The organism is Niallia sp. FSL W8-0951 (assembly GCF_038006525.1).
GTDB classification, from domain to species: Bacteria; Bacillota; Bacilli; order Bacillales; family Cytobacillaceae; genus Niallia; species Niallia circulans.
The window spans coordinates 119,101-144,073 of record NZ_JBBOVK010000003.1; the positions used below are offsets into that span (position 1 = coordinate 119,101).

Here is a 24,973-nt window from a genome sequence, read left to right on the forward strand (position 1 = left end):
CTTTCGTAGAAGAAATAGAGAAACATCATTATTTATAATGATAAACAGTAATAGATTGTAATAACACGGAGGAAGAAATCATGCATTTGTATGATAATGTTTATTATTTGTTTGCTACCTAGCTCTTACTAGCACATTAAGCTTTCATATCGTTTTTGCCAATATTTAATCATTTGGAAAATCTACAAGCATTTAAAGCAAATGAATAGAGTAAAAGTTAATGAGAATTTAAAAAGGGCAATCGCTTTAGCGTTGCCCTTTAAATATGCCTAAAAGAGTTTAAATTTATTAGTAGTCTACTTGATTTTATGGTCTCTTAGTTGGTGAAATGGAGAATTTTCATCAAAAGATGGCAAAATCACGTATAACTTACTATTTGTAATTGACAGAAAAATAGAAAACAAGTATTATAATTGAGAATGATAATCATTTATATTATAAAATTATATAGAAAAAGAGGGACATACATATGTTTAAAAAACAAAGAAAGCCATTTATTTCTATTTTCTTATTCTCAATTGTAGCCATTCTTTTACTAGCGGGTTGTTCAAGTCAGTCATCCTCGAAGGCAGATAAAGAAAAATCAGCTGATTCTAATACAGATTCATCGTATCCAATAACGATTAAGCATGCGCTTGGAGAGACTGTCATTAAGGAAAAACCTGAACGTGTTGCAACAATTGCATGGTCTAACCAAGATGTAGCACTTGCGCTTGGTGTTGTACCTGTAGGTTTCTCAGCAGCAAATTATGGTGTTCAAGATGATAGCGGAATGTTACCTTGGACTGCAAAAAAACTAGAAGAGCTAGGTGAAAAAAATCCTAATATTTATCAAGATACAGATGGCATAGACTTTGAGGCGATTTCTGATTCTAATCCAGATGTCATTCTTGCCGCGTACTCAGGACTTACACAAGAAGAGTATGATACTTTAAGTGAAATTGCTCCTGTTGTAGCATATCCAAAAAATCCTTGGGTTGCTTCTTGGCGTGAACAAGTAACATATAATTCAATGGGAATGGGTATGGAAAAAGAAGGGAAGCAGCTTATTGCAGATACAGAAAAATTCATTGCAGATAAAGCAAATGAGTTTCCTGAATTGAAAGGGAAAAAAGCAGCATTTGTAAGTGTTAATGGTGCTGACTTATCCAAATTTTATATCTATTCACCAACAGATCCACGAGGTGAATTCCTTACAGAGTTGGGGATGGAATATCCGGAAAGTATTACAAGTCAAATGACGGATCCAACTAGTTTCTATTTGGAAGTAAGTGCTGAAAATGCAGACATATTAAATGATGTAGATATTTTTGTATCGTATGGAAATGATGAAACACTTGCTGCTTTACAGAAAGATCCGATTTATGGAAAGATTCCAGCTGTACAGAGAGGGTCTGTTGTCATTATCGAGGATAATACGCCACTTGCAGCAGCCGGAACACCAAGTACACTTTCGATTGAATATACGCTCGACGAGTACCTAAAATTACTCTCAGAAGCTGTAAGTAAAGTGAAGTAAATGGAACAGACATCCGTTCTAAAAAATAAGCAGTTATTAATACCGAGAAAATTTATTAGTGTATTAGTAATTTCTATTATCTTACTCGGTATAAGTATATTGGCGTCTCTTGCTTTTGGATCTCGCACTGTTGGCTGGAATGAAATACTGGATGGATTATTCCATCCAGAAGTACAGTCTCACGGAGCAAATGTTGTCCGCCAAAGAATTGCTAGAACTGTATTTAGTTTGTTGTGTGGTGCTGCATTGGGAGTTTCTGGTGCTCTTATGCAATCCGTCACTCGTAATCCGATTGCAGATCCTAGTATATTAGGAGTAAACACAGGTGCAGCTCTATTTGTTGTTTGTGGGATATCCTTTTTTCATATTGGCACTGCTGGTCAATACATTTGGTTTGCATTAGCAGGAGCAATCTTAACTGCCATTTTTGTATTCGGAATTGGTTCGATGGGGAGTGGCGGTGCCACCCCCCTTAAACTTGTTTTAGCGGGGGCAGCGACAAGTGCAGCATTATCCTCTCTTGTAATGGCTATTATGATTCCGCGTTCCAATGTTATGGATCAATTTAGATTTTGGCAGGTAGGAAGTGTTGGTGCTGGAAATTGGGATTCTATCTCTATTTTCATTCCTTTTCTCGTTGTAGGCATTCTAATCGCCTTGTTCTCTGCCCCGGGCTTAAATGCTTTGGCCTTAGGGGATGAAGCAGCAAAGGGGTTGGGAGTGCGGACCGGCACACTTAGACTTGTTGCGGCATTTGGAGGGGTCTTATTGTGTGGTGCAGCAACAGCTCTAGCGGGCCCAATTGGTTTTATAGGTTTACTTGCAACCCATGTGATCCGTCTTATTATTGGTCCTGATTTGCGCTACATTATTCCAATGTCCGCTCTAGCAGGAGCGATTATCCTAACGATTTCAGATGTGTGCGGCCGGATTATTGGCAGTCCCGGTGAACTGGAAGTGGGCGTAGTTACAGCCTTTATCGGGGCCCCGATTTTAATCTTAATAACTATGAAAGCGAAAATGCGTACGTTATGATGAATGAATCAATGAATCTTATTATGGTAGGTAGAACAAAAAGGCGTCGTCGTTTTATTATTGTGACTAGTTTGTTAGCAATCATTGCTTTTGCTTTATGCTGCATGATGCTTATGCTTGGAAATACGATTTATCCAGTTGGGGATGTAATTAGTGTTTTACTAGGCGAGCAAGTAAAAGGAGCCTCTTTTGCGGTCGGAACAATCCGTTTTCCAAGGATGGTGGCTGGGGTTTTTGCTGGTTTTGCTTTTGGTATTTCTGGACATGTGTTTCAAACAATGCTTCGTAATCCTCTAGCAAATCCAAATGTTATTGGAATAACAGCTGGCTCAAGTGCTGCTGCGGTATTTTGTATCATTGTTCTTCATGCAAGCAGTACGTTTGTTTCCATTGCTTCTATTATCGGTGGACTAGCTACAGTACTGGTTATTTTTCTATTATCGAAAGGCACTTCTTTTTCTATTGGCAGGTTAATATTGATAGGTATTGGAATACAGGCGATGTTAAATGCTGTAATATCCTATTTATTGCTTATTGGACAGCATCATGATGTTCCGACAGCAATGAGATGGTTAAGTGGTAGTTTAAATGGTGTGAAAATGGAGAATCTTTATCCGCTTATGATTACCGTTCTACTTTTGGCACCTATCATTATCTTACTTGGAAAACGATTAGATATGTTAGAGCTTGGGGAACAAACTGCTGCATCACTAGGCGTTAACACAGATAGAACAAGAGTTGTACTGGTTATCAGTTCGGTTCTAATTATTGCGTTAGCTACTGCTACCACTGGACCGATTGCATTTGTTGCATTCCTTTCTGGCCCTATTGCTAAACGATTAGTTGGGATAGGATTTTCTAGTGTTATTCCGGCAGGTCTTGTGGGAATCATTTTGGTTTTAGCATCTGACCTGATTGGACAGTTTGCATTTGTCGCTAGATACCCAGTAGGTGTGATCACTGGTATTCTAGGTGCACCATACTTAATCATGCTATTAATTCGAATGAATCGAAAGGAAGAGTTGTAATGGATAAGATACATGAGTTTCGAGCGGAAAAGTTAACATCAGGCTATGAAGGCAAAATGATATTGCAAGATATTGAGCTTGAAATTCCGAGTAATAAAATTAGTGTGATTATCGGCGCAAATGGCTGTGGAAAATCAACGCTTTTAAAAACACTATCCAATCTTATTAAGTCTTCCTCTGGCAGCATTGCACTCGATGGAAAGGCGATTAGTAAATTTCCGCCAAAACAATTAGCTCGCATTCTCGGTATTTTGCCACAATCCCCTATTGTACCAGAAGGAATAACAGTAGCAGATCTAGTTGGGCGAGGGAGATTTCCTCACCAAAATTTCTTTAGTGGCTGGTCCAAGAAGGATTATGAAGCAGTTGCAGAAGCAATGGAAATTATGAAGATTACAGAATTTGCTAATCGAAATATTGATGAGCTCTCAGGCGGGCAGAGACAACGTGTCTGGATTGCGATGGCACTTGCTCAGCAAACGGATATTTTATTTCTTGATGAGCCAACCACTTTCTTAGATATCACCTATCAAGTGGAAATATTAGATTTGCTGACAGATCTTAATCGGAAATACGGTACAACGATCGTAATGGTCCTGCATGATATTAATCTTTCGGCACGGTATGCGGACTATATTTTTGCACTAGACAAAGGCAAGCTTGTAGGAGAGGGGAAGCCAGCTGACATCATTACAAGTAAGTTGGTTAAAGACATCTTCGGACTTAATTGTACGGTGATTAATGATCCAGTTTCAGGAACTCCTTTAGTTGTGCCGAAGGGCCGATATCATGTTAATGCATAGGTTTATAATGAGAAAGCCTTCAAGTATGAAAACTTGAAGGCCTTTTGTGTCTATATACCGGACGATCTTAATACTGGCAATAATAGTTTATTTTGGAAATAATATTGTTTCTCTTGGGCATATTACATGTTATATGCCAAACCTTTTAAAGGATGATTATTTATGTCCATCGCTATTATGTCACTGTTAGCATGTATAGTATTGATTGTATTTGCTATTGTTCCGAAAGGTTTAATGCTTACGGAGATTGTTTTTTTGTACTTTATTATTGGAATTTTAACAATTACGATATTTACAATATTAGATGTTAATTTGCACTGGGTCCCTCTTACTCGCACGGTTGAAGGTTCATTTGCTATGTATATTTGCCGATTTATTGTGATACCATTTCAAATTCTCCTGTCTATTTGTATCCTTTGCTCTTCATGGAAGACAAAATGGCGATTACTATTTACTGGGCTCATTGTGTTGTTTTTATGCTTGGAGGATCGGATCTATATATGGGCAGATCTTCTTGCCTTCGAGAATTGGAATCAGTTATATTCTGCTCTTTTGTATGTTATATCAATAGTTTTAGTATGGTGGATAGCCCGCTGGTTTATTGGCCTGGATAAAGGAGAGTTGGAAGAAAAATGAAAGAATTACATTATGATTTTCATTTTAGTTTAAATGAGTGGAGTATCCTTATCTCGATTTTTTTGGGATTTTTATTGGTGATATTGCTCCCAAGGCGTTTTACCAAAAAGACGATGAGTATATATCTCATGTGTGGTATTTTTTTTGGTTTCGTTTTTGACCATACGTTAAGTATTTTACCAGTGCGTTATTATATAATAAATGACAGTTCTTCTTTTGAAATAATGGATTTCTTTTCCCATGTAATGTATGCCCCGATAAGCTACCTTTTCTTTTATCTATATGATCTCTTCCATATTAAACCTAATTTTACGCTGTTATACATTTTAGGCTGGGCCCTTGTGAGTGTTGCGATAGAGAGAATTTGTGGCATGATAGGGATTTTTCATTATCAACATGGATATACGATTTATTATTCCTTTGTTATTTATTTATTAGTTATTAGCATTTGGATTATCTTTTACAGATTGATTAAAGAACATGGAGAGAAACAATATTAGCCGAATTCCGTATGAAATAAATCAAGATTTGTTATCCGAAAGAGGATATTTTAACAGGATGAATAAAAACGGGGACTGTTTTCAGGAAGAAAACAAGCCCTTTTTTTAAGAAGTATAACCAATTAAGAAGCTGATAAATAATATTATTAATACTATGGCTGTTATTCCAACATATAACCAGTCCTTTTCTTTATAGAAAGCATAACAGGATATTCCAACTCTTAATACAGGGGTTAGGATTAAACAAAAGAGACCTAGCATAATAATGGCAAATGGTTTAAATGCAGCAACCCCAATAAAAATGTCTTTAAAATTAGTAGGGAACGTTTCCTTATAACCAGAGTTATTTGTAATCAAATAAGTAATAATGCCTACAAAAATAATTAGGGCAGAGACAAGAACCCCGAATCTAAGTATTTTTCCGATTGTTTCCTCAATAATGACTAATTCTTCTTCAGAAGTTTGTTCTTTTTTTTGTGCTTCCATTAAAATTTCACCCCAAATCCTTCTAATATCATTTGAGCACCGATATAGCATAAAAGTGGAATAAAAATAATTCGGATCCATTTTGCTGGTAATATTTGCATTACTTTTGCTCCAATTGTGGATCCAATTAATACCCCAATAGCAACGGGAGCAGCAACTTCTGGTAAGATAGAGCCGTTGAAAAATAATACAGTTGCACTTGCAGCAGCAGTAACTCCCATCATTAGGTTGCTAGTTGCGCTAGAAGGCTTGAGTGGCATTTTCATAAATGTATCCAATGCCATTACTTTAAAGGCACCACTGCCAATCCCTAGTAACCCACTAGCTAATCCTGCCCCAAACATCACACTAAACCCTGCTGGGACTTTTTCGACTTGATAATCAATTTGTGTCTTTAGGCTTTTATCATAATATGTATTATTTAGTTTTAGCCTGTCCGATAAATAGTCAGGTTGCGCCTTTTTCAATACTTCTTCGCCCGAACGGAGCTTTTGTACCATATTGATCGCTGAGTAAAGTAAGAAAGAACCAAATAAAATAAACATAAGAGTCGGCGAGAGAATGCCTACTAAGATTGCTCCTATGATCGCTCCAACCGTAGTAGCAATCTCTAAAAACATGGCCACGCGAATATTGAGCATTCGATCTCTTAAGTATGCTACTGCTGAACCGGAACTTGTTGCAATAACAGATATTATACTTGCTCCAATCGCATGGTGGATATCAAACCCAAATCCTAGTGTTAGAACTGGAGTAAGAATAATCCCTCCACCTATTCCGAGGATAGAGCCCAGAAGCCCGGCAAAAATACAAATAAAAAGAAGTAAAATGAAAGTTAGCATTACATAGCCTCCTAGTGAATAAGGTAATGTCTTAAACATAGTGGTAAATCTCTACATAAAAGAATCGAATGAAAACTAATTCTTACTTAAGAATTAGAATGATAGTTTAAAAGAAAACAAAGATTTGTTGTAAGTCATTTGAACCATACTATTTCATTGACAATATGTCAATATATTTGTTCATTCTAATGTTCTAATCAAGTAATAACCCATACATAGACATAAGTTCATAGATGTTTATGCGTTTTTTATAGGGATAGATAATAGAAAACGATTTGTTTGTTGACAAAAAATCAACAGTCCGCTATTTTAGTAGTATATTGCGTGTTAATATTACAAATTCTTAATATAAAAGAATAATAAAAGATAGGAGCTTAATCTAATATGAGGGACATCAATGAGATTGGATTATTATTAAAAAATCTTTTGAAGAAAAATGCTATGTCAATGAGAAAGCTCAGTGTGTTAACGAATATTGACACAGCTACAATCTCACGAATAATTAACGGCAAAAGAAGACCAACCCCAGAACATCTTCAAAAATTTGCAAAGTTTCTTGATTTTCCTGTAGATAAAATGTTTACAGCGGCCGGTTATTTACCTTCAGAAGTGTCAAGTCAATCAGAAGATATCTTCGATTCTATCGAAACCATTCAAAGTGAATTATTCTCTTCTAACCACTATAAGGAGACCTTTTCTATCAAAGAAGTGCAAGAACAGCTTCAAAAATATAATCATTATGCATTGACTGATGAAGGAAAGGGATTAGTAGCTGATAAATTTGAAGAAAAAGTGCAAAAAGTAGAAGGGGTAGGACCATTCATACAACAACTAAAAGAGTATTATCAACGTTTTTCCAACAAAAAAGGAAATATTACGGAATTAGCTGTTATGGGAGCCGCTCTTATCTATTTTATAATTTCCGTTGATGTTATTCCGGATTACATTTTCCCAATCGGATATTTAGATGATGCGGTAGCAATTAAGATTTCGGCTAAGCTTTTGCCTGCAAAGGGTTAGAGAATAAAGGAGATATAGAATGGAAAATAATACGAGAGTAAAAAGAAAAAAGGGAATAAGGTGGAAGAGGGTTTTTGGTTTTGCAATTCTTATTTTTGCTTTAGCCGTTTTTTATTCTGTTTATCAATATAATAAAGGCTTAAAACAAGCAACCCAAATGAAAGGAAATAATAAAATAGAAAGTAGTTTTGAAGACTTTGAAGGACCTGAGCCACAATTTGGAGAAATTAATATTATGTTGTTAGGAAGTGATTCGCGAGGAGAGGAACATGCTAGAACGGATACACTAATGATTGTGCATTATAATCAAAATACACATAAAATGAAAATAGCCTCTATTATGAGAGACATATATGTAAATATTCCGGAAATAGGATATCAAAAAATGAATGCGGCATTTGCTTATGGCGGACCTGAATTAGTAAGAAAAACCTTGAAAGAGAACTTTGGTATTGATATTAACTATTATGCGATTGCAGATTTTGAGGGTTTTTCCAAAATTGTAGATATAGTAGCTCCTAAAGGAATTGAAGTTGATATACCATATGAGATGTCCTATGGGATTGGTATGACATTACATCCAGGGAAACAAGTATTACATGGCGATCAGTTATTAGGTTATGTCCGTTTTCGCCATGATCGATTAAGTGATTTTGGCAGGGTGGAGAGACAGCAGGAAGCAATAGAAAAGCTGAAAGAACAAGCAGTTAGTATACACAGTGTAGTGAATTTACCTAAAATCCTAGGTACTGTTACGCCTTATATTGAGACAAACTTAGATACACCTACAATATTGTCGATAACAAAAGGGTTAGTAGTAAATAAATCAGACGATTTGGACCGTATTAGAATTCCAGTTCAGAACTCCTATGAAAATGATACGGTTAATGTGGGAGCAGTATTAAAAATAGACATGGATGAAAACGCAAGAGTATTAAATGAATTTTTAGCTGATGGACATGGACTTGTAGAAGGAAAGGCAGGTAATTAATCAAATAAATCTTCCTTTGCTGATGGCTATGCTTTTCTATAGACTTAGTTCAGCAACAATCCTCATCCTAATTATGGATGAGGATTGTTTTAAGTGATAATAAGGTTTACTAGAATAATATTTTTTTGGTAGAACAAGAAATTTGAATGGTGAAACACTTTTTTTATGCTTGGGATTTCCCTATATATAGTTTGTATACAATGAGAGTAAGAAAAGAAATGAATAGAATTCTCTAGCATATTTTGTCAGAAAATATGCTATTATTATTTTATTCATAATACAAAGAGAATTTATTTGGAACAATATGGGGGAATAAGATGAAGACCTGGATACTACAGAAATTATATTGGATCATACCAGGGGTGCTGATTTTATTAGGACTGTTTTTATTGTTTTTTGAAAATTTTTCTAAGGTGACAGCGCAGCCAGGGCCGGATTGGAGCAAAGGATTGTTAGTTGGACAATCTGAAGTAAATAAACTGCCGGCAATCAAGGAGACGGGTGATGGAGGTTACTTGTTCTCTTTCTTTCAGGAAAATAAGTTAAAGACGGCTATCATGACCAATGACTTTAGGATCAAGGAAGAGAAAAATTATGATATACCTGTAGACAAATGGACACAAATATATCAGGGAAATGATGAGCTTATTTATTTTGATTATGAAAATATTTTTGACCAAGATAAGACACAATTAGTTGCGGATGTAGAGGAGTTTATTCCACTCGAGAAAACTATTCTCTATATAAAAGAAAATAAGCTTTTTCAATTAAATCCTGAAACAAAAGAAACGTCGGAAATTATGGATATTGATCTAGAAAAGGAAAAGTTAGCAGTAGAGGAAAATGCGGATGGCATTCACCTTCTATTATTTGCAAAGGAAAAGGGCAATGTTGACCTTGCTTTATCTCGTGTCCAAGATGGGAAAGTCAACCACTTATATGAAACAAAGGTAAAGGTTGATCCTGGGAAGATAGTAAATGGCATATCTTTTACGTTTGAAGATCAAAAACTGGCGTTATTGCTTCAAGAGGAATTAGAATTAACGCAAGGAAAACCAGAGTTTTTCAACTATTATGCAGAAATTGATATTACAAAAGGACAAGAGGCTGTGCAATATGAGTTAACGTTCCAAGATCCTGCAAGGGAGAATGGGAAGCTAACAGAAATTTCAGATGTTGCATTTACCTTTAGGGATGGAAAGCCGCGCCTGCTATTTAAGGCGAATGGTTATACAGAAACGAAATATAATGAGAAGACTGGATTCAATATTTATGAATCGGAAATAGGGGAAAACGGAAGTACAAAGACGGAGCGACGAAGCAATACAGCTGCGATATCGACTATTCCACAATGGTTAAATGAAGATATGATTGCATGGATGGATTTACATGGAGATGGCAATAAAGTCTATGTTTCTTCCAATGAAATTACAAAAATAAACAAACAAATAAAACATACATCTGAGGATTGGCTGCAGGCATTTGGCAAAACATTTGGAATGATTTCCACCTCTTTTTTCGCCTTTGCACTTTCCTTTATATGGTTATTGTGGCCAATACTATTTGTTATTTTCATGTATGTATTTTTTAGTAGAAAGGTTGATTACAATCCACCGTGGATTTTCTATACCGGAATTGGAATCTATTTGATTGCAGCAGTTATATGGAAGGATCGTTTCTTTGTTCCGAATATACTTGCAACTGCACCTAAGTACCTAACATTTACGGGCAGTACTTATTTTTATTTGTTATTATTTGCGGTTATTTCCTATTTTTTATCCATACTAACAAAACGTATCAATGAATGGACAGGTGCACCGAGGATTATCTATTTTGTTGGTGTACACATTATTTTGTTAACTGTATATTTTGGTCCGTATATTATCTATTAGAAAGGAGTGGCTTTTATGAACCTATTTGAGGGATTTTTATAACGACATTGGAGCTGGATTCGTGCCCCGCCAATTATAAATAGAATAATAGAAACATATGAATAAATATAATTGGAGGGATAGCATGAGAACAGAGAAGCAAATATTAGATTTAGTGTTAAAAGTGGCTAATCAGGATAAGAGAGTAAGAGCTGTTTGCATGAATGGCTCGAGAACAAATCCAAATGTACCGAAGGATGCTTTTCAGGATTTTGATATTGTTTATCTAGTAGATGATATGGAATCTTTTTTGAATGAGCCTAACTGGATTGATGTTTTTGGGAAACGAATCATTATGCAAACCCCAGAGGATTCCTCGCTTTTTCCGGCAGAGCTAGGCGGAAAATTTTCCTATCTTATGCTATTTACGGATGGTAACCGCATCGACTTAACCCTTGTTCCGCTGGAGGAAAAGAACAAGTATTGTCAGGAGGATGGGTTGACGGTGATTCTCTTAGATAAAGACAATAGTCTCCCTTGTATACCCCCTAGTACAGATAAAGATTATTGGGTAAAAAAGCCAACTGCCGAACAATTTTCTGATTGCTGTAACGAATTTTGGTGGGTCTCTACCTATGTTGTTAAGGGATTATGGAGAAGAGAAATTCTTTATGCGATTGACCATATGAATATCATAAGGGCGATGCTGTTAAAAATGTTGGAATGGAAGGTAGGCATCGAAACAGATTTTTCCCTTAGTGTAGGAAAAAACAGTAAATACTTAAAACAGTATATTGATGATGATACATGGAAAAGGCTCATGCATACCTATCCGAGTGGCGATTATAGTCTAGTCTGGAAATCGTTATTTTCTATGACAGCATTATTTGAGGAAATCGGATTAGAAGTTGGCAGAAAGATGGATTTTCTTTATCCCTTAGAAGAGGCGGAAGGGGTGAAAGCTTATTTAAACCATGTTCGTCAATTGAAGCCTAATGCAGCAGAGGTATATTAAAGATAATAGGCGGTTTTTTTGCAGCAGCAGAGACCGCCTTTTGATGATATGGGAACCTTTAAATAAAAAGCTGAATATCAGACTTTAAAGCATCTTTAAGATAAACCTTAGCGTCGACAATTTCGACTTCTGGATAAAACTCTTCTTGCTTAAATCCAAGTATATCAACTGATAATTTGCAGGCAAGAAACTTAACTTGTTTTTTTCTTGCCCCTTTTAAGAAAGCTATAAGTGGTGAAGCTTCTTCCTCCTCAAGCATTTCCTTCATCATTATTTTACCTAGACCAGCATAATTCATTTTAGATAAAGGAAGCTGCTCTACGTCTTTAGGTTGGAAGGTGCTAAACATTTTTTCATAGAAGGACTTACCTTCCAAATCGACTTTTTCGGGATCACGAAGTAATAAAAGCCCCCAAAAGGTGAAAAACATGGTTACCTCCACATTTATTTCCCGGGCACTATTAGCTAGAATGAAACCAGCCATTGCTTTATCGTAGTCCCCGCTAAACATTAATACGTTTAATTTTTTTTCCATGGAAAAATTCCTTTCTTGTTTAAGAATATCTTTAGCTTTCATCAAATAGTTTTGGATATGCGGATTTCACTATATTGTCATATTTACGGAAGAGAATAGAAAAAAGCGGATATAATAGGAAGGTGATGAGCAGTCATGCTATATCGTAAATTTACAGCAAATGATTTTGAGTTATATTACCAATTAGTTTCTAATGAGCGAGTGATGGCCCAGATTACAGAAAGAGCTATTCCGTTAGAAGAGGCAAAGGCTGACTTTGAGAAATTATTGATCCGCAATGACAAGAATCAGATCTTTGGATCATATGCTTTTTTTCAACCAGCCTCAGAAGTATTTATAGGGCTTGGTCATGTGACTTTAACGGAGCAAGAGCTTGCTGAAGCAGAACTTGGCTATATGCTTTTGCCAGAACATTGGGGGAAGGGATATGGCGGTCTGGTTGCGGATAGATTGATGTCATTAGTGAAGCATACAGATATAAAGGTAATAAAGGCAATTATAGATCCTGCTAATAGAGCCTCGAGAAAAATATTAGTGAGTAGAGGATTTACTTCAGCATGGATTGGAGAAATAGAAGGCCTGCCAGGAGAGATTTTGAAGAAAGTTCTTTAATAGTCTAGAAGGTATTATTTGAAAATTCATTTAAAAAGTTGTTGTGTACTTTTAAACGTTCCCGTATTATCTAATTTATATGTATTTATAAAGGAGTATTAGATTTATGCAATCAAGAATTTCTTTTTCAACTTATGCTCTAATTGGGACGATGCTTTTTGGTATGTTTTTTGGAGCGGGAAACTTAATTTTTCCTATTCAGCTTGGACAGCTTGCGGGAACAAACTTTTGGCTTGCGCTAGCTGGCTTTTTAGTAACAGCGATTGGGCTTCCTTTTCTCGGTATATTAGCAATTGGCTTATCAGGAAGCAATGGCCTGCGCGAGCTTTCAAGTCGCGTTCATCCAGTGTTCGGATTTCTCTTCTCGTTATTTCTTTATTTAACGATTGGTCCATTCTTTGCTATTCCACGTACAGCGACAGTTCCATTTGCAATAGGGATTGAACCGTTTGTCGCTAATAGCCATATTGCTTTATTTTTAGCTATTTTTAGTTTTCTTTTCTTTTTACTGGTTTACTATTTTTCCTTAAATCCGGCAAAGATTATGGATGTGATTGGGAAATATCTGACTCCTGCTTTTCTGCTGTTTTTATTTTTATTAATAATAGTAAGTGTTGTTCGCCCGATGGGGAGCTTTCAAGAGCCACAGGGAGCATATCTAAATAATGCTTTTATGACAGGTTTTAAAGAAGGATACAACACCATGGATGCTCTAGCATCTCTAGCCTTTGGTATAGTGGTGATTAGCGCTATTAAAGGGAAGGGGATTATGGATGTAAAGAGTATTGCGAAGACAACATGGAAATCAGGAATATTTGCCATGCTGCTAATGATGCTTATCTACGGATTTATCACTTATATGGGTTCTTCTAGTGTACAAGCTGTAGGAACTTTTGAAAATGGCGGACTTATCTTTGCTGCAGTAGCTAAGCATTATTTTGGTCCTTTTGGCGGCATTTTGCTTGCGGTTATCATTGTGCTTGCCTGTTTAAAAACAAGTATTGGATTAATAACGTCTTGTAGTGAATTTTTTCATGAAGTATTTCCGAAGATTGGCTATAAGACTTTTGTGCTTAGTCTATGTGTTGTTTCTTTCTTATTTGCCAATTTAGGCTTAAATAAAATTATTCTATTTGCAGTACCTGTGCTCATGTTCTTATACCCTTTAGCAATTGTGCTTATCATACTTGCTCTTTTTTCGCCATTATTCAAAGGCAAGCAAAGTGTGTACCTAACGGCAATGGTGCTAACATTCTTTGTAAGTATATTGGATGGCTATCAAGCACTTGTAAAAAGCATCCCAGAAGCTAAGCTTAGCTTTTTTGAGGAGATTGGTCATTTTTACGAGAATATTCTCCCCTTTTACGAGATAGGGTTAGGCTGGGTTTTACCCGCCCTTATTGGTGCGGTGATTGGATATTTCGTTCGTAAATAGTACGCAGAGGGCGGTTCTCCTGCATTCCATAGAGGAAGCGGGAGGACCGTCTTTTTATTACCATATTTATCAAGTTTATTATTTGATAAACATTCTAAATAATACACCGATAGTAATAGTGCTATTAGTGTTTTATAAAAGAGTCAAGGGATGTCATGTAAGTTAGGGTGGTAGCTTATAACAGGTCAATCTGTAATTAGGTGTAGTAAATACTCTTTATTAAGAGTATTTTTTTAACGCTTAATGATTCTACTTGGGGGAAGCAGAGCAATATAAAGAAAATGAACAGGGAACAAGGGTGAAAGGTATGAAAATAAAATTAAAGCTAGGAACAAAAATAAATATAATTGTTTTTGCAATTATTATTGTTCTGTCTGGGGTTATCGGTTTTTTAGTAAATCAGGAAATAACAAGAGGAATGAAACAATTTGCTACAGAGAAAGCAAAAGGGGATATTGGACTTGCTTATCGGTATATAAATAATAAATATCCAGGTGATTGGGAAATCAAAGAAGATAAACTATATAAAGGAAATACGGTTCTCAATGATAATTTTGAGGTTGTAGATAAAATAGGCGCGGATACTGGTGATACCGTAACTGTTTTCCAAGGAGATACACGCATTGCGACGAATGTCATGATGAATGGAGAACGAGCAATTGGCACACAGGCCTCCCCAGAAGTTGTGAGTACAGTATTAGATCAAGGAGAAAGATTTTATGGGGAAGCAAATGTAGTTGGCCAATTGTATCAAACTGCGTACATGCCTCTAGAGAACAAAGCAGGAGAAGTTATTGGAATTCTATATGTTGGAGCTTCTCAAGAAATTATTGATAGTATTATATCCTCCTTTTTATGGAAGTTTATCGTGGTCTTGGTGATGATGATAGTGTTAGCTTCTGTTGTTGTATACTTCTATACAAGTCAATTGAAAAAGAGACTTTCTAATTTAACAGCTGCCTTAAAATTAGCTGGAGAAGGCGACTTTACAAACAATATTCAAGACAATGCTGGTGATGAATTAAGTCTCTTGTCAGATAGCTATAATAAAATGGCAGACAACCTTAAGTCGATGGTCAATGAATTGATTTTATCCTCTGAGCGACTTGCTTCTTCTTCAGAAGAATTAACAGCAAGTGCGGAAGAGACTAGCAAAGCAACAGAGACCATAACAGAATCTATACAGCAAGTTGCGGATGGGGCAGATCAATCGACTACTAGTGTTCAGGAAAGCTCGTTTGCTTTAGAAGAGGTCTCAAAAGGGATTCAATCAATTGCCGCTAATGCTGTTATTATTACTGATATGAGTAAAAGTACAACAGAGAAGGCAAGGGAAGGCAGCTTTTTTGTGGATAAGACTGTAAACCAAATACACGAAATCAATCGTTCTGTAGCAATAAGTGGAAAGGTAATGAAGAATTTAGATAATCGATCCCAAGAGATTGAAGAAATTACAAAGGTCATTACAGATATTGCGAACCAGACGAATTTATTAGCACTAAATGCGGCCATAGAAGCGGCTAGAGCTGGAGAACATGGGAAAGGCTTTGCGGTAGTTGCAGATGAAGTGAGAAAATTAGCAGAGCAATCTCAAAAATCATCTTCTCAAATTGCCTTATTGATTAAAACAATACAGGAAGATATGACACAATCCAATCAATCGATGGAAAAAGTAAATACGGATGTAAAAGCAGGATTGGAAGTTGTTAATCAAACAAAGGATAATTTTCAAGAGATTTATCACTTTATGGAAAAAATGACAGAGTTGACGGAGGATATGGCGGCAACCTCTGAACAAATTTCTGCAAGTACGCACCAAGTTTCATCAACCGTATCTGGAATCATTAACATATCAGAGAATACTTCTATGCATTCTCAAAATGTGGCAGCTTCAGCAGAAGAACAGCTTGCATCCATGGAAGAAATTGCGTCCTCTGCTTCCGACTTATCGAATTTAGCGGAGAATTTACAAGAACTAATTAGTAGATTTAAAGTATAAGAATATGAAGGGACGATACTCCTGCTTTTCTTCGGGAAGGAGGGAGAACTGTCCCTTTGTGTATGCTAAGTCAGCAATAAAACCAAAGAATTAATGGCAAAGTCAATATTGATTCATCATTTGCTGAATTCTCCTTTTTATTTCATTTCTTATGTCTGTGGGTTCGATCACTTCTAAATAATTCCCGTAGGATAATAGGTAGCTGTATAACCATTCCCCTTTTATATGAGAGGTGCAAATGATATGATAGCCATCCTTCTCTTTTGAGATATCCTTTTCCTCAAATTCATCATAAATCCGATAACTGGCTCTGGAACTAATTCTGAGCACTAAGTCTGCCCATTCTAAATAATCCCCATCCAAAGAATCATTTAAAATTAATTCTTCCGTTTTTTTTATGTTGTCATAAATTTCATTAGTTAAAGCTATATTAGACATACGGTTTATTTTAAAAGTTCTATTCGCCGATTTTTCTAGGCAAAAACCTTCTAAATACCAGGCTTTATCCTTAAACAATAATTTTGTCGCAAGAATTCGCCGTAAGCTCTTTTCCCCATTCGAATTGATATAGTGAAACGAGAGGATATGACGCTCTAGAATGGCTTGTCTAAAAAGGGAGAAGTATTCCTTTCTTTTTGTATCACTGCCCCATGCTGAAAAATCTACCTCAATCCACTTAGTTTCGCTTTTTTGAAATAGATGACTTAGTTTCGCTAAAATATCGCTTGTATCTGGGTAATTAGTGGCAGATAGACTTTGCAGGGAAAATAGTATTTCATCCTGCTCTTTGTCTAAAAGGAGTGATTTGTTGAGTACAAACTGATCCATCAAGGTAATTCCGCCACCTTTACCTTGGGTTGTATAAATAGGAATGCCAGACTCCGTAAGAACTTCAATATCGCGGTATATAGTTCGAACAGATACTTCAAGTTTATCGGCTAGTTCGTTAGCCGTGATCATTTTTCTTTCTAGTAATATATAGATAATTTGAAACAGTCTACTTATTTTCATGGGAAGACTCCTTATTGAGGAATATGGAGAGAAACGGAAGAACCGCTCCTCTGTCACCATTTTAATGGTGGTTTATCTAATTGAGCTTCTATTCCTAATTCTTCGGCTGCTGCTAAAATAAATTCTTTGCGGAAGAAGTAGCTTTGGTGGCTGACGATTTTGCCATTCTCGATTTCTTGTATTTGAATATCGTGAATTTTTAATTGCCCATCGATTTCTGCTAATACAATAATAACAGGTTTCCCCCATAAGATTTTTGACATTGCTGTATGTCCGGGTAATCCGTAGATGAGAGAGCCGTTACGCATTTCGTCTTTGGAATACTCTTGGAAGCCAAGGAAAGCTTCATTTTGAGCATAATCACTATAAAGACGTAACATCTTATCTAAATTTCCTTCATTGAATGCCTGCAGGTAAGCTTGAATAGTTTCTTTTTGTGCAAAATTAGCTTCTGTATATGTTTCAGAATTAGAAAAGTCTAAGGATTTAATTTTTTTTCGAGCGCGTTGAACGGAAGAATAGACCCCGCCTGGAGTACTTTTTACAATTCCTGCAACTTCTTCGGCGCTAAAATGAAAAACATCTAGAAGAAGAAAGGCAGCTGTTTGTTTAGGCGTTAAATTTGATTCCAAAGAAAGTAGAATCTCTTCTAAGAGTAGATGATCTGTAAAAGCAACGGAAGGGGTTGGAATATCTTCTAAGATTCCAATCTCTCTTTTCCTTTTTCTACACTGATCAATCCAAGTATTTGTCGCGATTCGAAAAAGATAGTTCTTTTTATCTGTAATCTCATGCCACCTTTGTGGAACCATTCCAAATGATTTAATAATTGTATCTTGAAATAAATCTTCTCCATCCCAAGGGGAACCTGTAACATATTTACAATAGTTCCATAAGGATTCGGAGTAGGATGAAATCATTTCTTCCAATTCATTTAATAATTTTCTTGATTCCTCTGTAAAATGCTTAGTGAACATTTTTTTCATTATTTTACCTCCTAAAGTCTTTTCCTATATATAACGGCCAGGTAGAACAAAATTAAACGGGTAAAATTATTTTTTTTAATTAAGTGTATCATCCAAAGAAAAGAGAAGCGAGAAGTGGTCTCAAAATATGACATACTGTTGTCAGGTTAATTGGATTATACTAAGAATAAGAATAATTTTTAAAAGAGGATGGTTTGATGGAAACTAGATGTGCCTGGGCAAATTCCAGTGACTTGATGCGAGAATATCATGATAAAGAGTGGTGTATTCCAAGTCATAATGATCAATATTTGTTTGAAATGCTTGTACTAGAGGGAGCACAAGCTGGATTGTCTTGGTCAATCATTTTAAAAAAGCGAGAAGCATACAAAAAGGCCTTTCACGATTTCGATTTAGAATACTGTGCAAACCTAACAGAAACAGAGTTGGAAAATATCCGAATTAATACAGAGGTTGTGAAACATCCGTTAAAGATTAAATCAGTTAAAAGCAATGCCTTAGCAATGATAGAAATACAGAAAGAATACGGAAGTTTTGCTGAATTTTTATGGTCTTATGTAGATGGAAAACCAATCATATCAAATTGGCAGTATGACAGCGAAATACCAGCGCAAACTGACCTATCAAAGAAAGTCAGCAAAGATTTGAAAAAAAGAGGGTTTAAGTTTGTAGGACCCATAACTATCTATTCCTATCTACAAGCAGTCGGAATAGTCAACGACCACATAACTAGCTGTGCTTTTCATAAAGAATAAAGGAAATCGAGGAGGTTCTCCTGTTTTTGAAAGTATTCCAAGCTTTTAAACAAACTGGATAGGAATCTTACAAAAAAGTATCGAGAGTACAAGGGGAAGCTTGACTAAACCAGCGCTTTTCTTATAAGAAAAATATTCAGCAGAAAACAGAAAAATTGCCCCTCTACTTCCCATTTATGGTATAATAATGTTAATTAGATGAATGGAGGGTTGCTTTAAGATGTGGAATTCTATCTCGATTGTATACTTTATGTAACTAATTTTATAGTACTTAAAGGCTCTGCCTGTGTGTAGAGTAATCGGGATTAGTTTGCCTATTTTTAAAAGCAACCTTTCATTAACGTTATTTATAATGATGTGGTGTAAAAGGGGAGAATTATGCTCTCTTTTTATTAAAATGGAATAATATTTTCTTTAGAAACCCATTTTAGACTTAGGGTTTACTTTATATAAATACTATTCCTCTTCCTTATTCCGATTGCTTCACACACAGGTGGCCACCTGTGTGTTTTTTTATGAATAGAATGGAGGAACAGGAATGGAAGGAAAACAAAAAGCGATAGTAGTAGGCGTTCATTATGATCAGAAAGAAGACTTTGCTAATTCAATGGAAGAGCTAATTCAATTGGCAGAAGCTTGTGATATAGAAGTAGTGGGAGAGATAACGCAGAAGTTGGATCGGGTTCATTCTGCACACTATATTGGGAAAGGGAAACTGCAGGAGTTAACTGCATTGCTTGCGGAGAAGGACGTGCAGGCTGTTCTTTTCAATGATGAGCTGTCTCCTTCCCAAGTTCGTAATTTAGAGGAAGCAACAGATTGCCGAATCATTGACAGAACAGTATTGATTTTAGATATATTTGCTCAAAGAGCGAAGACAAAAGAAGCGATGCTCCAGGTTGAAATCGCAAAATTGCAATATATGCTGCCTCGATTAGCTGGTTTAGGAGAATCACTAGGTCGTCAAGGAGGAGGATCTGGCCTTATAAATAGAGGGTCAGGGGAAACGAAGCTTGAATTGGATCGAAGACGGATTGAAGACAGAATTAGTCGCTTGCATAAAGAGTTAGATACGCTCGTGGTCCAACGTAAAAACCAGCGAAAGATGCGAAAAAAGAAAGAGTTGCCAAGTATTGCACTCGTTGGCTATACGAATGCTGGGAAGTCGACTTTAATGAATGTGCTGCTTGAAAAATATCATGCTGCAACCGAGAAAATGGTGTTTGAAAAGAATATGCTCTTTGCAACCCTTGAAACATCAGTGCGCAATATTACATTGCCAAATAATAAATCCTTTTTATTAACAGATACAGTTGGATTTATTAGTAAATTACCGCACCAATTAGTAAAAGCATTCAGGTCGACCTTAGAGGAAGTGGCGGAAGCTGATTTGCTTATTCATGTCGTTGACTACTCTAATCCAAATTATCAAGAGCAAATCAATGTGACTAATAAGACTTTAAAAGAGCTTAACGCGGAAAATATCCCAGCTATCTATGCTTTTAATAAGATAGATTTAGCAGCAGGAGATACATCGATGGCAGGAACAGATGGAGTTTACCTTTCTGCTAAAAGGCAAATTGGAATAAATGAACTAGTGGAAGCTATTTCTAAAAATGTCTTTAAGCAGTATATTTCCTGTGAAATGACTATCCCGTATGATAAAGGGAATGTATTATCCTATTTGACGGAAAAGGCAAATATCCTTTCAACAGAATATAAGGAAGAAGGAATATTCCTATCTATCGAATGCAAAGAAGAAGACTATAATCGTTATCGAGAATACGTAATATAAAATACGCAGAGGGACGTTTTACGGCTTCTATTTTTGAAAAAGGGAAGCGCAAGAACCGTCCCTCTGCTCTCATTCTACATCCTGCAAGTACATAGAAAAATCTGCTGCCTCTCCGTTTACTATTAAGGATCCATCATCGGTGAAACGGGGCATGACTAGGCGTTCTTTTATGTTATTGAATATGGGTAGTTCCTTTAAATTTTCATTTTCTAATTGATATAGTTTAACTGTATCTGTATTTTTTTCCACTACACTTAATGCGATGTAATTTTTATAGACAGCATAAGTAGTGAAAGGTGGTGTGTGGATTTCATGGAATTCTCCATTAGAGAGATCAATATACCCTAAAATAGATGGTCCCTCATCCTCATTTGAAAAGGCTGCATATATTTTATTATTTATTAAAGTAACGTTTTCAGCTGCTTTATAGGGAACGCTATATTTCCCAACTTGTTTTCGGCTGGTTAGATTATAGACAAAAAACTCCGTTTTATTTCTGTTATTTGATTTAAACTGCTCAGGAATAACAAGTAAATTACGATTTAAATCAGCTTTACTGTTTCTGGCAATTCCCGTGAAACCATGAATGCTAGTTTCCTTAAGTGTTGATAAATTTAACTGCTTATATCCAGAAGTATCATCATAAATTAATGTATTTCCTTTCAATTGAACATCTCCTATAATGTCTTTTTTATATTCTTTCTGCGACAGTGTTTTTCGATTTTTAATAAAAAGCTTATTATTTCTTTCTCCCCACACAAGCCAATGCGCATTTGCTGTCAGTGCATATGTATCAATGTTTGCACTAGATTCGACAAGTACTTGCTGTGAGTGCGATGTGAGGGAATAAGAATAAATGTTTTTTTTATCAGCATAAATCAATTCGTTCGTTTCCTTTATATAGAAAGAATGGATTAAAGATGAATAATCAACATTTGGTATAGTTACTTTTTCCAGCGGTGTATGAAAAGAAGAGTGTGTTGAAAGCCGGTTTACTAGAGAAGGACTAATTAAAATAAGGAGAAGACTAATAATGGCAACTACACTAAATATTGGACGGACTATTCGTTTTCTTTGATTAATATTTTGCATTTGCTGGTTTGCATTTCGTAAAATCTTTTGTTTGTTTTCTTCGGAAAGGGTGATATCCGCTGGGATTGTTTCATCAAATAATTGTTTAATGTTCTTTGGCATGATTTATCTCCTCCTCACTCATGGTTAGTTGTGCTTTCTTCCGTCCTCTCGCTAGTCTAGTTTTAACCGTATTGCTGGAACAGTTTAATATCTCGCTGATTTCCTGTGTAGATAATTCAGCATAGTAATATAACCATAAGACTTCCTTATACTTTATTGGCAGTTTATTAAGTAAGTCGGCAAGATAATTTTTACTTTCTTGTTTTAAATAGGCTTCTTCGGGTGTTTCTTTATGGATCAGAAAAGTGTTCTTAATCTTCGAAACTTCGACTTTTCGATAAGCCCAGCTTTTAAAGTAGTTTCGGCATTCATTTACCGTTATACGATATAAATATGTTTTCACACTAGATCGACCTTCAAATTGATCAAGCTGCAAATAATAACGAATAAACACATCCTGCACAATGTCCTTTGCTTTTTCCCTATCTTTCACAAGGGCGTAGGCAAGTCGGGATAAATAATGGCCATATGCATCCATCGCGTTTGTAAGCAATTTATCTTTTTCTTGCTTCTCCACAATTCCCTCTCCTTTCTACCTACAAATTAGACAAAACAAACAGACGAACGGTTTCTTTTTTTACAAATTTATTCTAGCACTACGAAGGAAACGTCGTTCATATACTTAAAATAGAAGAAAAAGGGGGAATCTATGGAGATGAATATTCTTGATTGTATAGTTATTGGTGGTGGTCCAGCTGGGATGAGTGCTGCGCTGACACTGGGGAGAGCGAGAAGAAGTGTGGCTATTTTTGATGATGGGACGAATAGAAATAGAGTAAGTCATGAATCACATGGCTTTCTAACAAGAGATGGAATAAATCCGCAGATGTTTAAGGATTTAGGGATGAATGATTTAATGAATTATCCGAGCATTTCTCCCTATAAGGATACGGTAACGGAAATTGAAAAGTTAAGAGAGGCTGAAGTGTTTCTTGTTAAAACGAAAAAACATAAAGAATACTTAGCAGATAAAATCATTTTAGCGACTGGTGTGCAAGAGGTCATTCCCATTCCTAATGCGAGACAATATTATGGGAAAAGCCTTTTTAGCTGCCCATACTGCGATGGCTGGGAGCTAAGAGATCAAGCTCTTCTTATTATTGCTTACACGGAAGCACAAGCATTACATATGGGAAGGTTAGTTTATAATTGGTCGAAGGATTTAGTAATAGCAACAAATGGTGCAGCGATTTCCCAAAATACAAAAGAAATATTTCTTAAGCGGAATGTTCCAATCGTTACCGAACCAATAAAGAGCTTAATAGGCGAAAACGGGTATCTTCAGCAAGTTGTATTTACATCAGGAAGGCAGATTAATAGAACGGGGGGCTTTGTTTCTCCTTCTTATTATCGTTCCAATCAGTTTGTCGAGCAGCTAAGATTAGATGTCCATGAAAATGGAGTGCTAGTAACAGATGGATCAGGGAGAACATCTCAAAAGAATGTTTATGTTGCTGGAGAAACCGAAAAAGAAGGGGCATCATCCTTACTATTTGCTGCTGCTGATGGAAGCAAAGCAGCTATAGCCGTAAATACTGATCTTATGCTGGAAAGATTCTAAAGGAATCAAAGGGCCAACTTCTTATGCTCCTATTGTTTCAAAAAGGGAAGTTAAGAACCTTCCCATCTGATTCTTTATCCTCTCGTCATTGGTAACGAATTACTGCTTTTCTTAACCAATAAATATTGAATAACATCAATGTTGCTGGCTTTAAAGGAAGCGGCACAAGCTTGCAAATACAAGTCCCACATGCGGATAAAGCGTTCATCCTTTATTTTCCTGATTTCCTCTAGGTTAGCGATAAAGTTAGCATGCCATATTTCTAATGTTTTTTGATAATGGCGACGAAGGCTTTCTAAGTCTACTAATTGCAGATTTTCAGCTGTCATATGGCTGACTAGCTCCGCGACACCAGGAATATAGCCTCCAGGAAAAATATATTTATTGATCCAAGCATTAGTCGCGCCACCTTGCTGGCGTGAAATTCCATGAATTAAGGCTGCCCCATCGTCTTTTAGCAATTGGTGTATCTGGTGGAAATAGGCTTGGAGATTTTCTTTGCCTACATGTTCAAACATCCCAACACTAGTGATGCGGTCAAAGGTCCTATCCTTTAAATCCCGATAATCCATTAAATAGACGGTTATGCTTTCCGATAATCCTTTTTCCTTAGCTAATTGGGTAACATAATTATACTGTTCTTGGCTCAAAGTAATGCCGGTTGCCTTCACCTGATAATCTTTTACCGCAGTAAAAATAAGATTCCCCCATCCGCAGCCAATGTCTAATAGATGCTGGCCCGGAGATAGATTTAATTTTTTTAAAATATGATCCACCTTATTTTGCTGTGCGGTTTCTAATGTGTCTTCTGGATTTTTGAAATAGGCACAGGAATAAGTCATGGAACGGTCTAGCCATAGTTTATAAAAGTCATTGCCGATATCGTAATGATTTTGGATATCTTCTTTACTTCGCGCTTTCGTATGAGATTGTTTGGGAACAAATTTCCTAAACTTATTATTTTGCATAAAGCTAGATGCATTTTCATAGGCAGACGCAATTAAATCCTCGATACTTCCCTTTATTTCAATCTTCCCGTCCATGTAAGCCTCTCCTAAAGCTAATGACGCGTTATTGTGAATGTCTTTAATACGAATAGGTTTCCTAAAAATAAGCTCTATTGCAGGATCGCCGTTACCATAAACAGCTGATTTTCCATCCCAATAAGTAACCTTCACTGGAATGGTGAAGGAATTGCTTAGAATAGTTTTATATATAGATTTCTCGAACACCCCATTCACCCTTTACTCTTATGTTATATGTATAATTTTACCTCTATTCCATGAAATATGTGTTCGATATGCTCAAACGAGAAAATGGATACTTTAGGAAAAAAATTATCCA

General features: G+C 36.1%; 24 protein-coding genes. 16 read left to right on the forward strand and 8 right to left on the reverse strand.

The annotated features are described in order from the left end of the window. Window positions 1-469 precede the first annotated feature (469 nt). From NSS71_RS22925 to NSS71_RS22950, 6 genes are all read left to right on the forward strand, one after another. On the forward strand, window positions 470-1,519 hold the full coding sequence (locus NSS71_RS22925) for an iron-siderophore ABC transporter substrate-binding protein (protein WP_047943963.1): 1,050 nt from the start codon (window positions 470-472) through the stop codon (window positions 1,517-1,519). Then, the gene (locus NSS71_RS22930) at window positions 1,520-2,554 is read left to right on the forward strand and encodes a FecCD family ABC transporter permease (protein WP_172885210.1); all 1,035 of its coding nucleotides are present in this window, start codon (window positions 1,520-1,522) and stop codon (window positions 2,552-2,554) included. Further along, window positions 2,551-3,582 carry a FecCD family ABC transporter permease gene (locus tag NSS71_RS22935; protein WP_061800688.1) on the forward strand — a complete coding sequence of 344 codons (1,032 nt, stop codon included), beginning with the start codon at window positions 2,551-2,553 and terminating at the stop codon, window positions 3,580-3,582. Before NSS71_RS22930 ends, NSS71_RS22935 begins: the two co-directional genes overlap by 4 nt. After that, window positions 3,582-4,385 (forward strand): ABC transporter ATP-binding protein, encoded by an 804-nt coding sequence (locus NSS71_RS22940; protein ID WP_047943965.1) that lies wholly within the window; start codon window positions 3,582-3,584, stop codon window positions 4,383-4,385. The genes NSS71_RS22935 and NSS71_RS22940 overlap by 1 nt, the downstream gene beginning before the upstream one ends. Window positions 4,386-4,547: 162 nt before the next feature. Further along, window positions 4,548-5,021, forward strand: a complete 474-nt coding sequence (locus NSS71_RS22945) for a hypothetical protein (protein ID WP_047943967.1) — start codon at window positions 4,548-4,550, stop codon at window positions 5,019-5,021. Further along, window positions 5,018-5,521, forward strand: coding sequence for a hypothetical protein (locus NSS71_RS22950; protein WP_047943968.1), 504 nt, complete (start codon window positions 5,018-5,020; stop codon window positions 5,519-5,521). Before NSS71_RS22945 ends, NSS71_RS22950 begins: the two co-directional genes overlap by 4 nt. A 105-nt stretch (window positions 5,522-5,626) precedes the next feature. Here the strand turns inward: NSS71_RS22950 and NSS71_RS22955 are convergent, their stop codons facing one another. Next, window positions 5,627-6,007 carry a DUF1634 domain-containing protein gene (locus tag NSS71_RS22955; RefSeq protein WP_047943970.1) on the reverse strand — a complete coding sequence of 127 codons (381 nt, stop codon included), beginning with the start codon at window positions 6,005-6,007 and terminating at the stop codon, window positions 5,627-5,629. After that, window positions 6,007-6,849 (reverse strand): sulfite exporter TauE/SafE family protein, encoded by an 843-nt coding sequence (locus NSS71_RS22960; RefSeq protein ID WP_047943971.1) that lies wholly within the window; start codon window positions 6,847-6,849, stop codon window positions 6,007-6,009. The genes NSS71_RS22955 and NSS71_RS22960 overlap by 1 nt, the downstream gene beginning before the upstream one ends. A 384-nt stretch (window positions 6,850-7,233) precedes the next feature. On the opposite strand from NSS71_RS22960, the gene NSS71_RS22965 reads away from it, so the two are divergent. The 4 genes from NSS71_RS22965 to NSS71_RS22980 all read left to right on the forward strand — a co-directional run bounded on the left by NSS71_RS22965 (window position 7,234) and on the right by NSS71_RS22980 (window position 11,746). Further along, on the forward strand, window positions 7,234-7,869 hold the full coding sequence (locus NSS71_RS22965; protein ID WP_047943972.1) for a helix-turn-helix domain-containing protein: 636 nt from the start codon (window positions 7,234-7,236) through the stop codon (window positions 7,867-7,869). Between the two features lie 19 nt (window positions 7,870-7,888). Then, window positions 7,889-8,860: an LCP family protein gene (locus NSS71_RS22970; protein ID WP_047943973.1), complete on the forward strand. Its 972-nt coding sequence runs from the start codon at window positions 7,889-7,891 to the stop codon at window positions 8,858-8,860. 317 nt (window positions 8,861-9,177) lie between these two features. Beyond that, window positions 9,178-10,752: a hypothetical protein gene (locus tag NSS71_RS22975; RefSeq protein WP_061800683.1), complete on the forward strand. Its 1,575-nt coding sequence runs from the start codon at window positions 9,178-9,180 to the stop codon at window positions 10,750-10,752. 124 nt (window positions 10,753-10,876) lie between these two features. After that, the gene (locus tag NSS71_RS22980; RefSeq protein ID WP_341152064.1) at window positions 10,877-11,746 is read left to right on the forward strand and encodes an aminoglycoside 6-adenylyltransferase; all 870 of its coding nucleotides are present in this window, start codon (window positions 10,877-10,879) and stop codon (window positions 11,744-11,746) included. A 58-nt stretch (window positions 11,747-11,804) separates the two neighbouring features. On the opposite strand, the gene NSS71_RS22985 is transcribed toward NSS71_RS22980, so the two are convergent. Beyond that, complete coding sequence (locus NSS71_RS22985) at window positions 11,805-12,281, reverse strand: DsrE/DsrF/DrsH-like family protein (RefSeq protein ID WP_047943977.1); 477 nt, start codon at window positions 12,279-12,281, stop codon at window positions 11,805-11,807. Window positions 12,282-12,416: 135 nt separating this feature from the next. Here NSS71_RS22985 and NSS71_RS22990 point away from each other — a divergent pair, with 135 nt between their 5' ends. The 3 genes from NSS71_RS22990 (at window position 12,417) to NSS71_RS23000 (ending at window position 16,327) form a co-directional block, all read left to right on the forward strand. Beyond that, window positions 12,417-12,893 carry a GNAT family N-acetyltransferase gene (locus NSS71_RS22990; protein ID WP_047943978.1) on the forward strand — a complete coding sequence of 159 codons (477 nt, stop codon included), beginning with the start codon at window positions 12,417-12,419 and terminating at the stop codon, window positions 12,891-12,893. Between the two features lie 106 nt (window positions 12,894-12,999). Further along, window positions 13,000-14,328 (forward strand): branched-chain amino acid transport system II carrier protein, encoded by a 1,329-nt coding sequence (gene brnQ, locus NSS71_RS22995; RefSeq protein ID WP_061800679.1) that lies wholly within the window; start codon window positions 13,000-13,002, stop codon window positions 14,326-14,328. A 307-nt stretch (window positions 14,329-14,635) separates the two neighbouring features. After that, window positions 14,636-16,327, forward strand: coding sequence for a methyl-accepting chemotaxis protein (locus NSS71_RS23000; protein WP_341152065.1), 1,692 nt, complete (start codon window positions 14,636-14,638; stop codon window positions 16,325-16,327). Between the two features lie 102 nt (window positions 16,328-16,429). Here the strand turns inward: NSS71_RS23000 and NSS71_RS23005 are convergent, their stop codons facing one another. Next, window positions 16,430-17,398 (reverse strand): helix-turn-helix transcriptional regulator, encoded by a 969-nt coding sequence (locus tag NSS71_RS23005; protein WP_328587767.1) that lies wholly within the window; start codon window positions 17,396-17,398, stop codon window positions 16,430-16,432. Further along, the gene (locus NSS71_RS23010) at window positions 17,392-18,324 is read right to left on the reverse strand and encodes an RNA polymerase sigma factor (protein WP_016201423.1); all 933 of its coding nucleotides are present in this window, start codon (window positions 18,322-18,324) and stop codon (window positions 17,392-17,394) included. Before NSS71_RS23010 ends, NSS71_RS23005 begins: the two co-directional genes overlap by 7 nt. Before the next feature lie 197 nt (window positions 18,325-18,521). Between NSS71_RS23010 and NSS71_RS23015 the strand changes: the two genes are divergently transcribed. Continuing rightward, a complete protein-coding gene (locus NSS71_RS23015) occupies window positions 18,522-19,079 on the forward strand; it encodes a DNA-3-methyladenine glycosylase I (RefSeq protein WP_016201422.1) in 558 nt (185 codons plus the stop codon). 538 nt (window positions 19,080-19,617) lie between these two features. Further along, window positions 19,618-20,874 (forward strand): GTPase HflX, encoded by a 1,257-nt coding sequence (gene hflX, locus NSS71_RS23020; RefSeq protein ID WP_251689233.1) that lies wholly within the window; start codon window positions 19,618-19,620, stop codon window positions 20,872-20,874. A 69-nt stretch (window positions 20,875-20,943) separates the two neighbouring features. Here the strand turns inward: hflX and NSS71_RS23025 are convergent, their stop codons facing one another. Both NSS71_RS23025 and NSS71_RS23030 read right to left on the reverse strand, forming a co-directional pair. Further along, window positions 20,944-22,068 (reverse strand): hypothetical protein, encoded by a 1,125-nt coding sequence (locus NSS71_RS23025; RefSeq protein ID WP_061800675.1) that lies wholly within the window; start codon window positions 22,066-22,068, stop codon window positions 20,944-20,946. Next, window positions 22,052-22,585, reverse strand: coding sequence for a sigma-70 family RNA polymerase sigma factor (locus NSS71_RS23030; RefSeq protein WP_095320609.1), 534 nt, complete (start codon window positions 22,583-22,585; stop codon window positions 22,052-22,054). Before NSS71_RS23030 ends, NSS71_RS23025 begins: the two co-directional genes overlap by 17 nt. A 138-nt stretch (window positions 22,586-22,723) precedes the next feature. Between NSS71_RS23030 and NSS71_RS23035 the strand changes: the two genes are divergently transcribed. Next, window positions 22,724-23,629, forward strand: a complete 906-nt coding sequence (locus NSS71_RS23035) for an NAD(P)/FAD-dependent oxidoreductase (protein ID WP_047944024.1) — start codon at window positions 22,724-22,726, stop codon at window positions 23,627-23,629. 74 nt (window positions 23,630-23,703) lie between these two features. Here the strand turns inward: NSS71_RS23035 and NSS71_RS23040 are convergent, their stop codons facing one another. Next, complete coding sequence (locus NSS71_RS23040; protein WP_341152066.1) at window positions 23,704-24,861, reverse strand: cyclopropane-fatty-acyl-phospholipid synthase family protein; 1,158 nt, start codon at window positions 24,859-24,861, stop codon at window positions 23,704-23,706. Between the last annotated feature and the right edge of the window lie 112 nt (window positions 24,862-24,973).

What these genes read in the sequence shown, in the direction of transcription:
- NSS71_RS22925 (WP_047943963.1), top strand. Translation starts at nt 470, where the DNA reads ATGTTTAAAAAACAAAGAAAGCCATTTATTTCTATTTTCTTATTCTCA.
- NSS71_RS22930 (WP_172885210.1), top strand. Translation starts at nt 1,520, where the DNA reads ATGGAACAGACATCCGTTCTAAAAAATAAGCAGTTATTAATACCGAGA.
- NSS71_RS22935 (WP_061800688.1), top strand. Translation starts at nt 2,551, where the DNA reads ATGATGAATGAATCAATGAATCTTATTATGGTAGGTAGAACAAAAAGG.
- NSS71_RS22940 (WP_047943965.1), top strand. Translation starts at nt 3,582, where the DNA reads ATGGATAAGATACATGAGTTTCGAGCGGAAAAGTTAACATCAGGCTAT.
- NSS71_RS22945 (WP_047943967.1), top strand. Translation starts at nt 4,548, where the DNA reads ATGTCCATCGCTATTATGTCACTGTTAGCATGTATAGTATTGATTGTA.
- NSS71_RS22950 (WP_047943968.1), top strand. Translation starts at nt 5,018, where the DNA reads ATGAAAGAATTACATTATGATTTTCATTTTAGTTTAAATGAGTGGAGT.
- NSS71_RS22955 (WP_047943970.1), bottom strand. Translation starts at nt 6,007, where the DNA reads ATGGAAGCACAAAAAAAAGAACAAACTTCTGAAGAAGAATTAGTCATT.
- NSS71_RS22960 (WP_047943971.1), bottom strand. Translation starts at nt 6,849, where the DNA reads ATGCTAACTTTCATTTTACTTCTTTTTATTTGTATTTTTGCCGGGCTT.
- NSS71_RS22965 (WP_047943972.1), top strand. Translation starts at nt 7,234, where the DNA reads ATGAGGGACATCAATGAGATTGGATTATTATTAAAAAATCTTTTGAAG.
- NSS71_RS22970 (WP_047943973.1), top strand. Translation starts at nt 7,889, where the DNA reads ATGGAAAATAATACGAGAGTAAAAAGAAAAAAGGGAATAAGGTGGAAG.
- NSS71_RS22975 (WP_061800683.1), top strand. Translation starts at nt 9,178, where the DNA reads ATGAAGACCTGGATACTACAGAAATTATATTGGATCATACCAGGGGTG.
- NSS71_RS22980 (WP_341152064.1), top strand. Translation starts at nt 10,877, where the DNA reads ATGAGAACAGAGAAGCAAATATTAGATTTAGTGTTAAAAGTGGCTAAT.
- NSS71_RS22985 (WP_047943977.1), bottom strand. Translation starts at nt 12,281, where the DNA reads ATGGAAAAAAAATTAAACGTATTAATGTTTAGCGGGGACTACGATAAA.
- NSS71_RS22990 (WP_047943978.1), top strand. Translation starts at nt 12,417, where the DNA reads ATGCTATATCGTAAATTTACAGCAAATGATTTTGAGTTATATTACCAA.
- brnQ (WP_061800679.1), top strand. Translation starts at nt 13,000, where the DNA reads ATGCAATCAAGAATTTCTTTTTCAACTTATGCTCTAATTGGGACGATG.
- NSS71_RS23000 (WP_341152065.1), top strand. Translation starts at nt 14,636, where the DNA reads ATGAAAATAAAATTAAAGCTAGGAACAAAAATAAATATAATTGTTTTT.
- NSS71_RS23005 (WP_328587767.1), bottom strand. Translation starts at nt 17,398, where the DNA reads ATGGTGACAGAGGAGCGGTTCTTCCGTTTCTCTCCATATTCCTCAATA.
- NSS71_RS23010 (WP_016201423.1), bottom strand. Translation starts at nt 18,324, where the DNA reads ATGAAAAAAATGTTCACTAAGCATTTTACAGAGGAATCAAGAAAATTA.
- NSS71_RS23015 (WP_016201422.1), top strand. Translation starts at nt 18,522, where the DNA reads ATGGAAACTAGATGTGCCTGGGCAAATTCCAGTGACTTGATGCGAGAA.
- hflX (WP_251689233.1), top strand. Translation starts at nt 19,618, where the DNA reads ATGGAAGGAAAACAAAAAGCGATAGTAGTAGGCGTTCATTATGATCAG.
- NSS71_RS23025 (WP_061800675.1), bottom strand. Translation starts at nt 22,068, where the DNA reads ATGCCAAAGAACATTAAACAATTATTTGATGAAACAATCCCAGCGGAT.
- NSS71_RS23035 (WP_047944024.1), top strand. Translation starts at nt 22,724, where the DNA reads ATGAATATTCTTGATTGTATAGTTATTGGTGGTGGTCCAGCTGGGATG.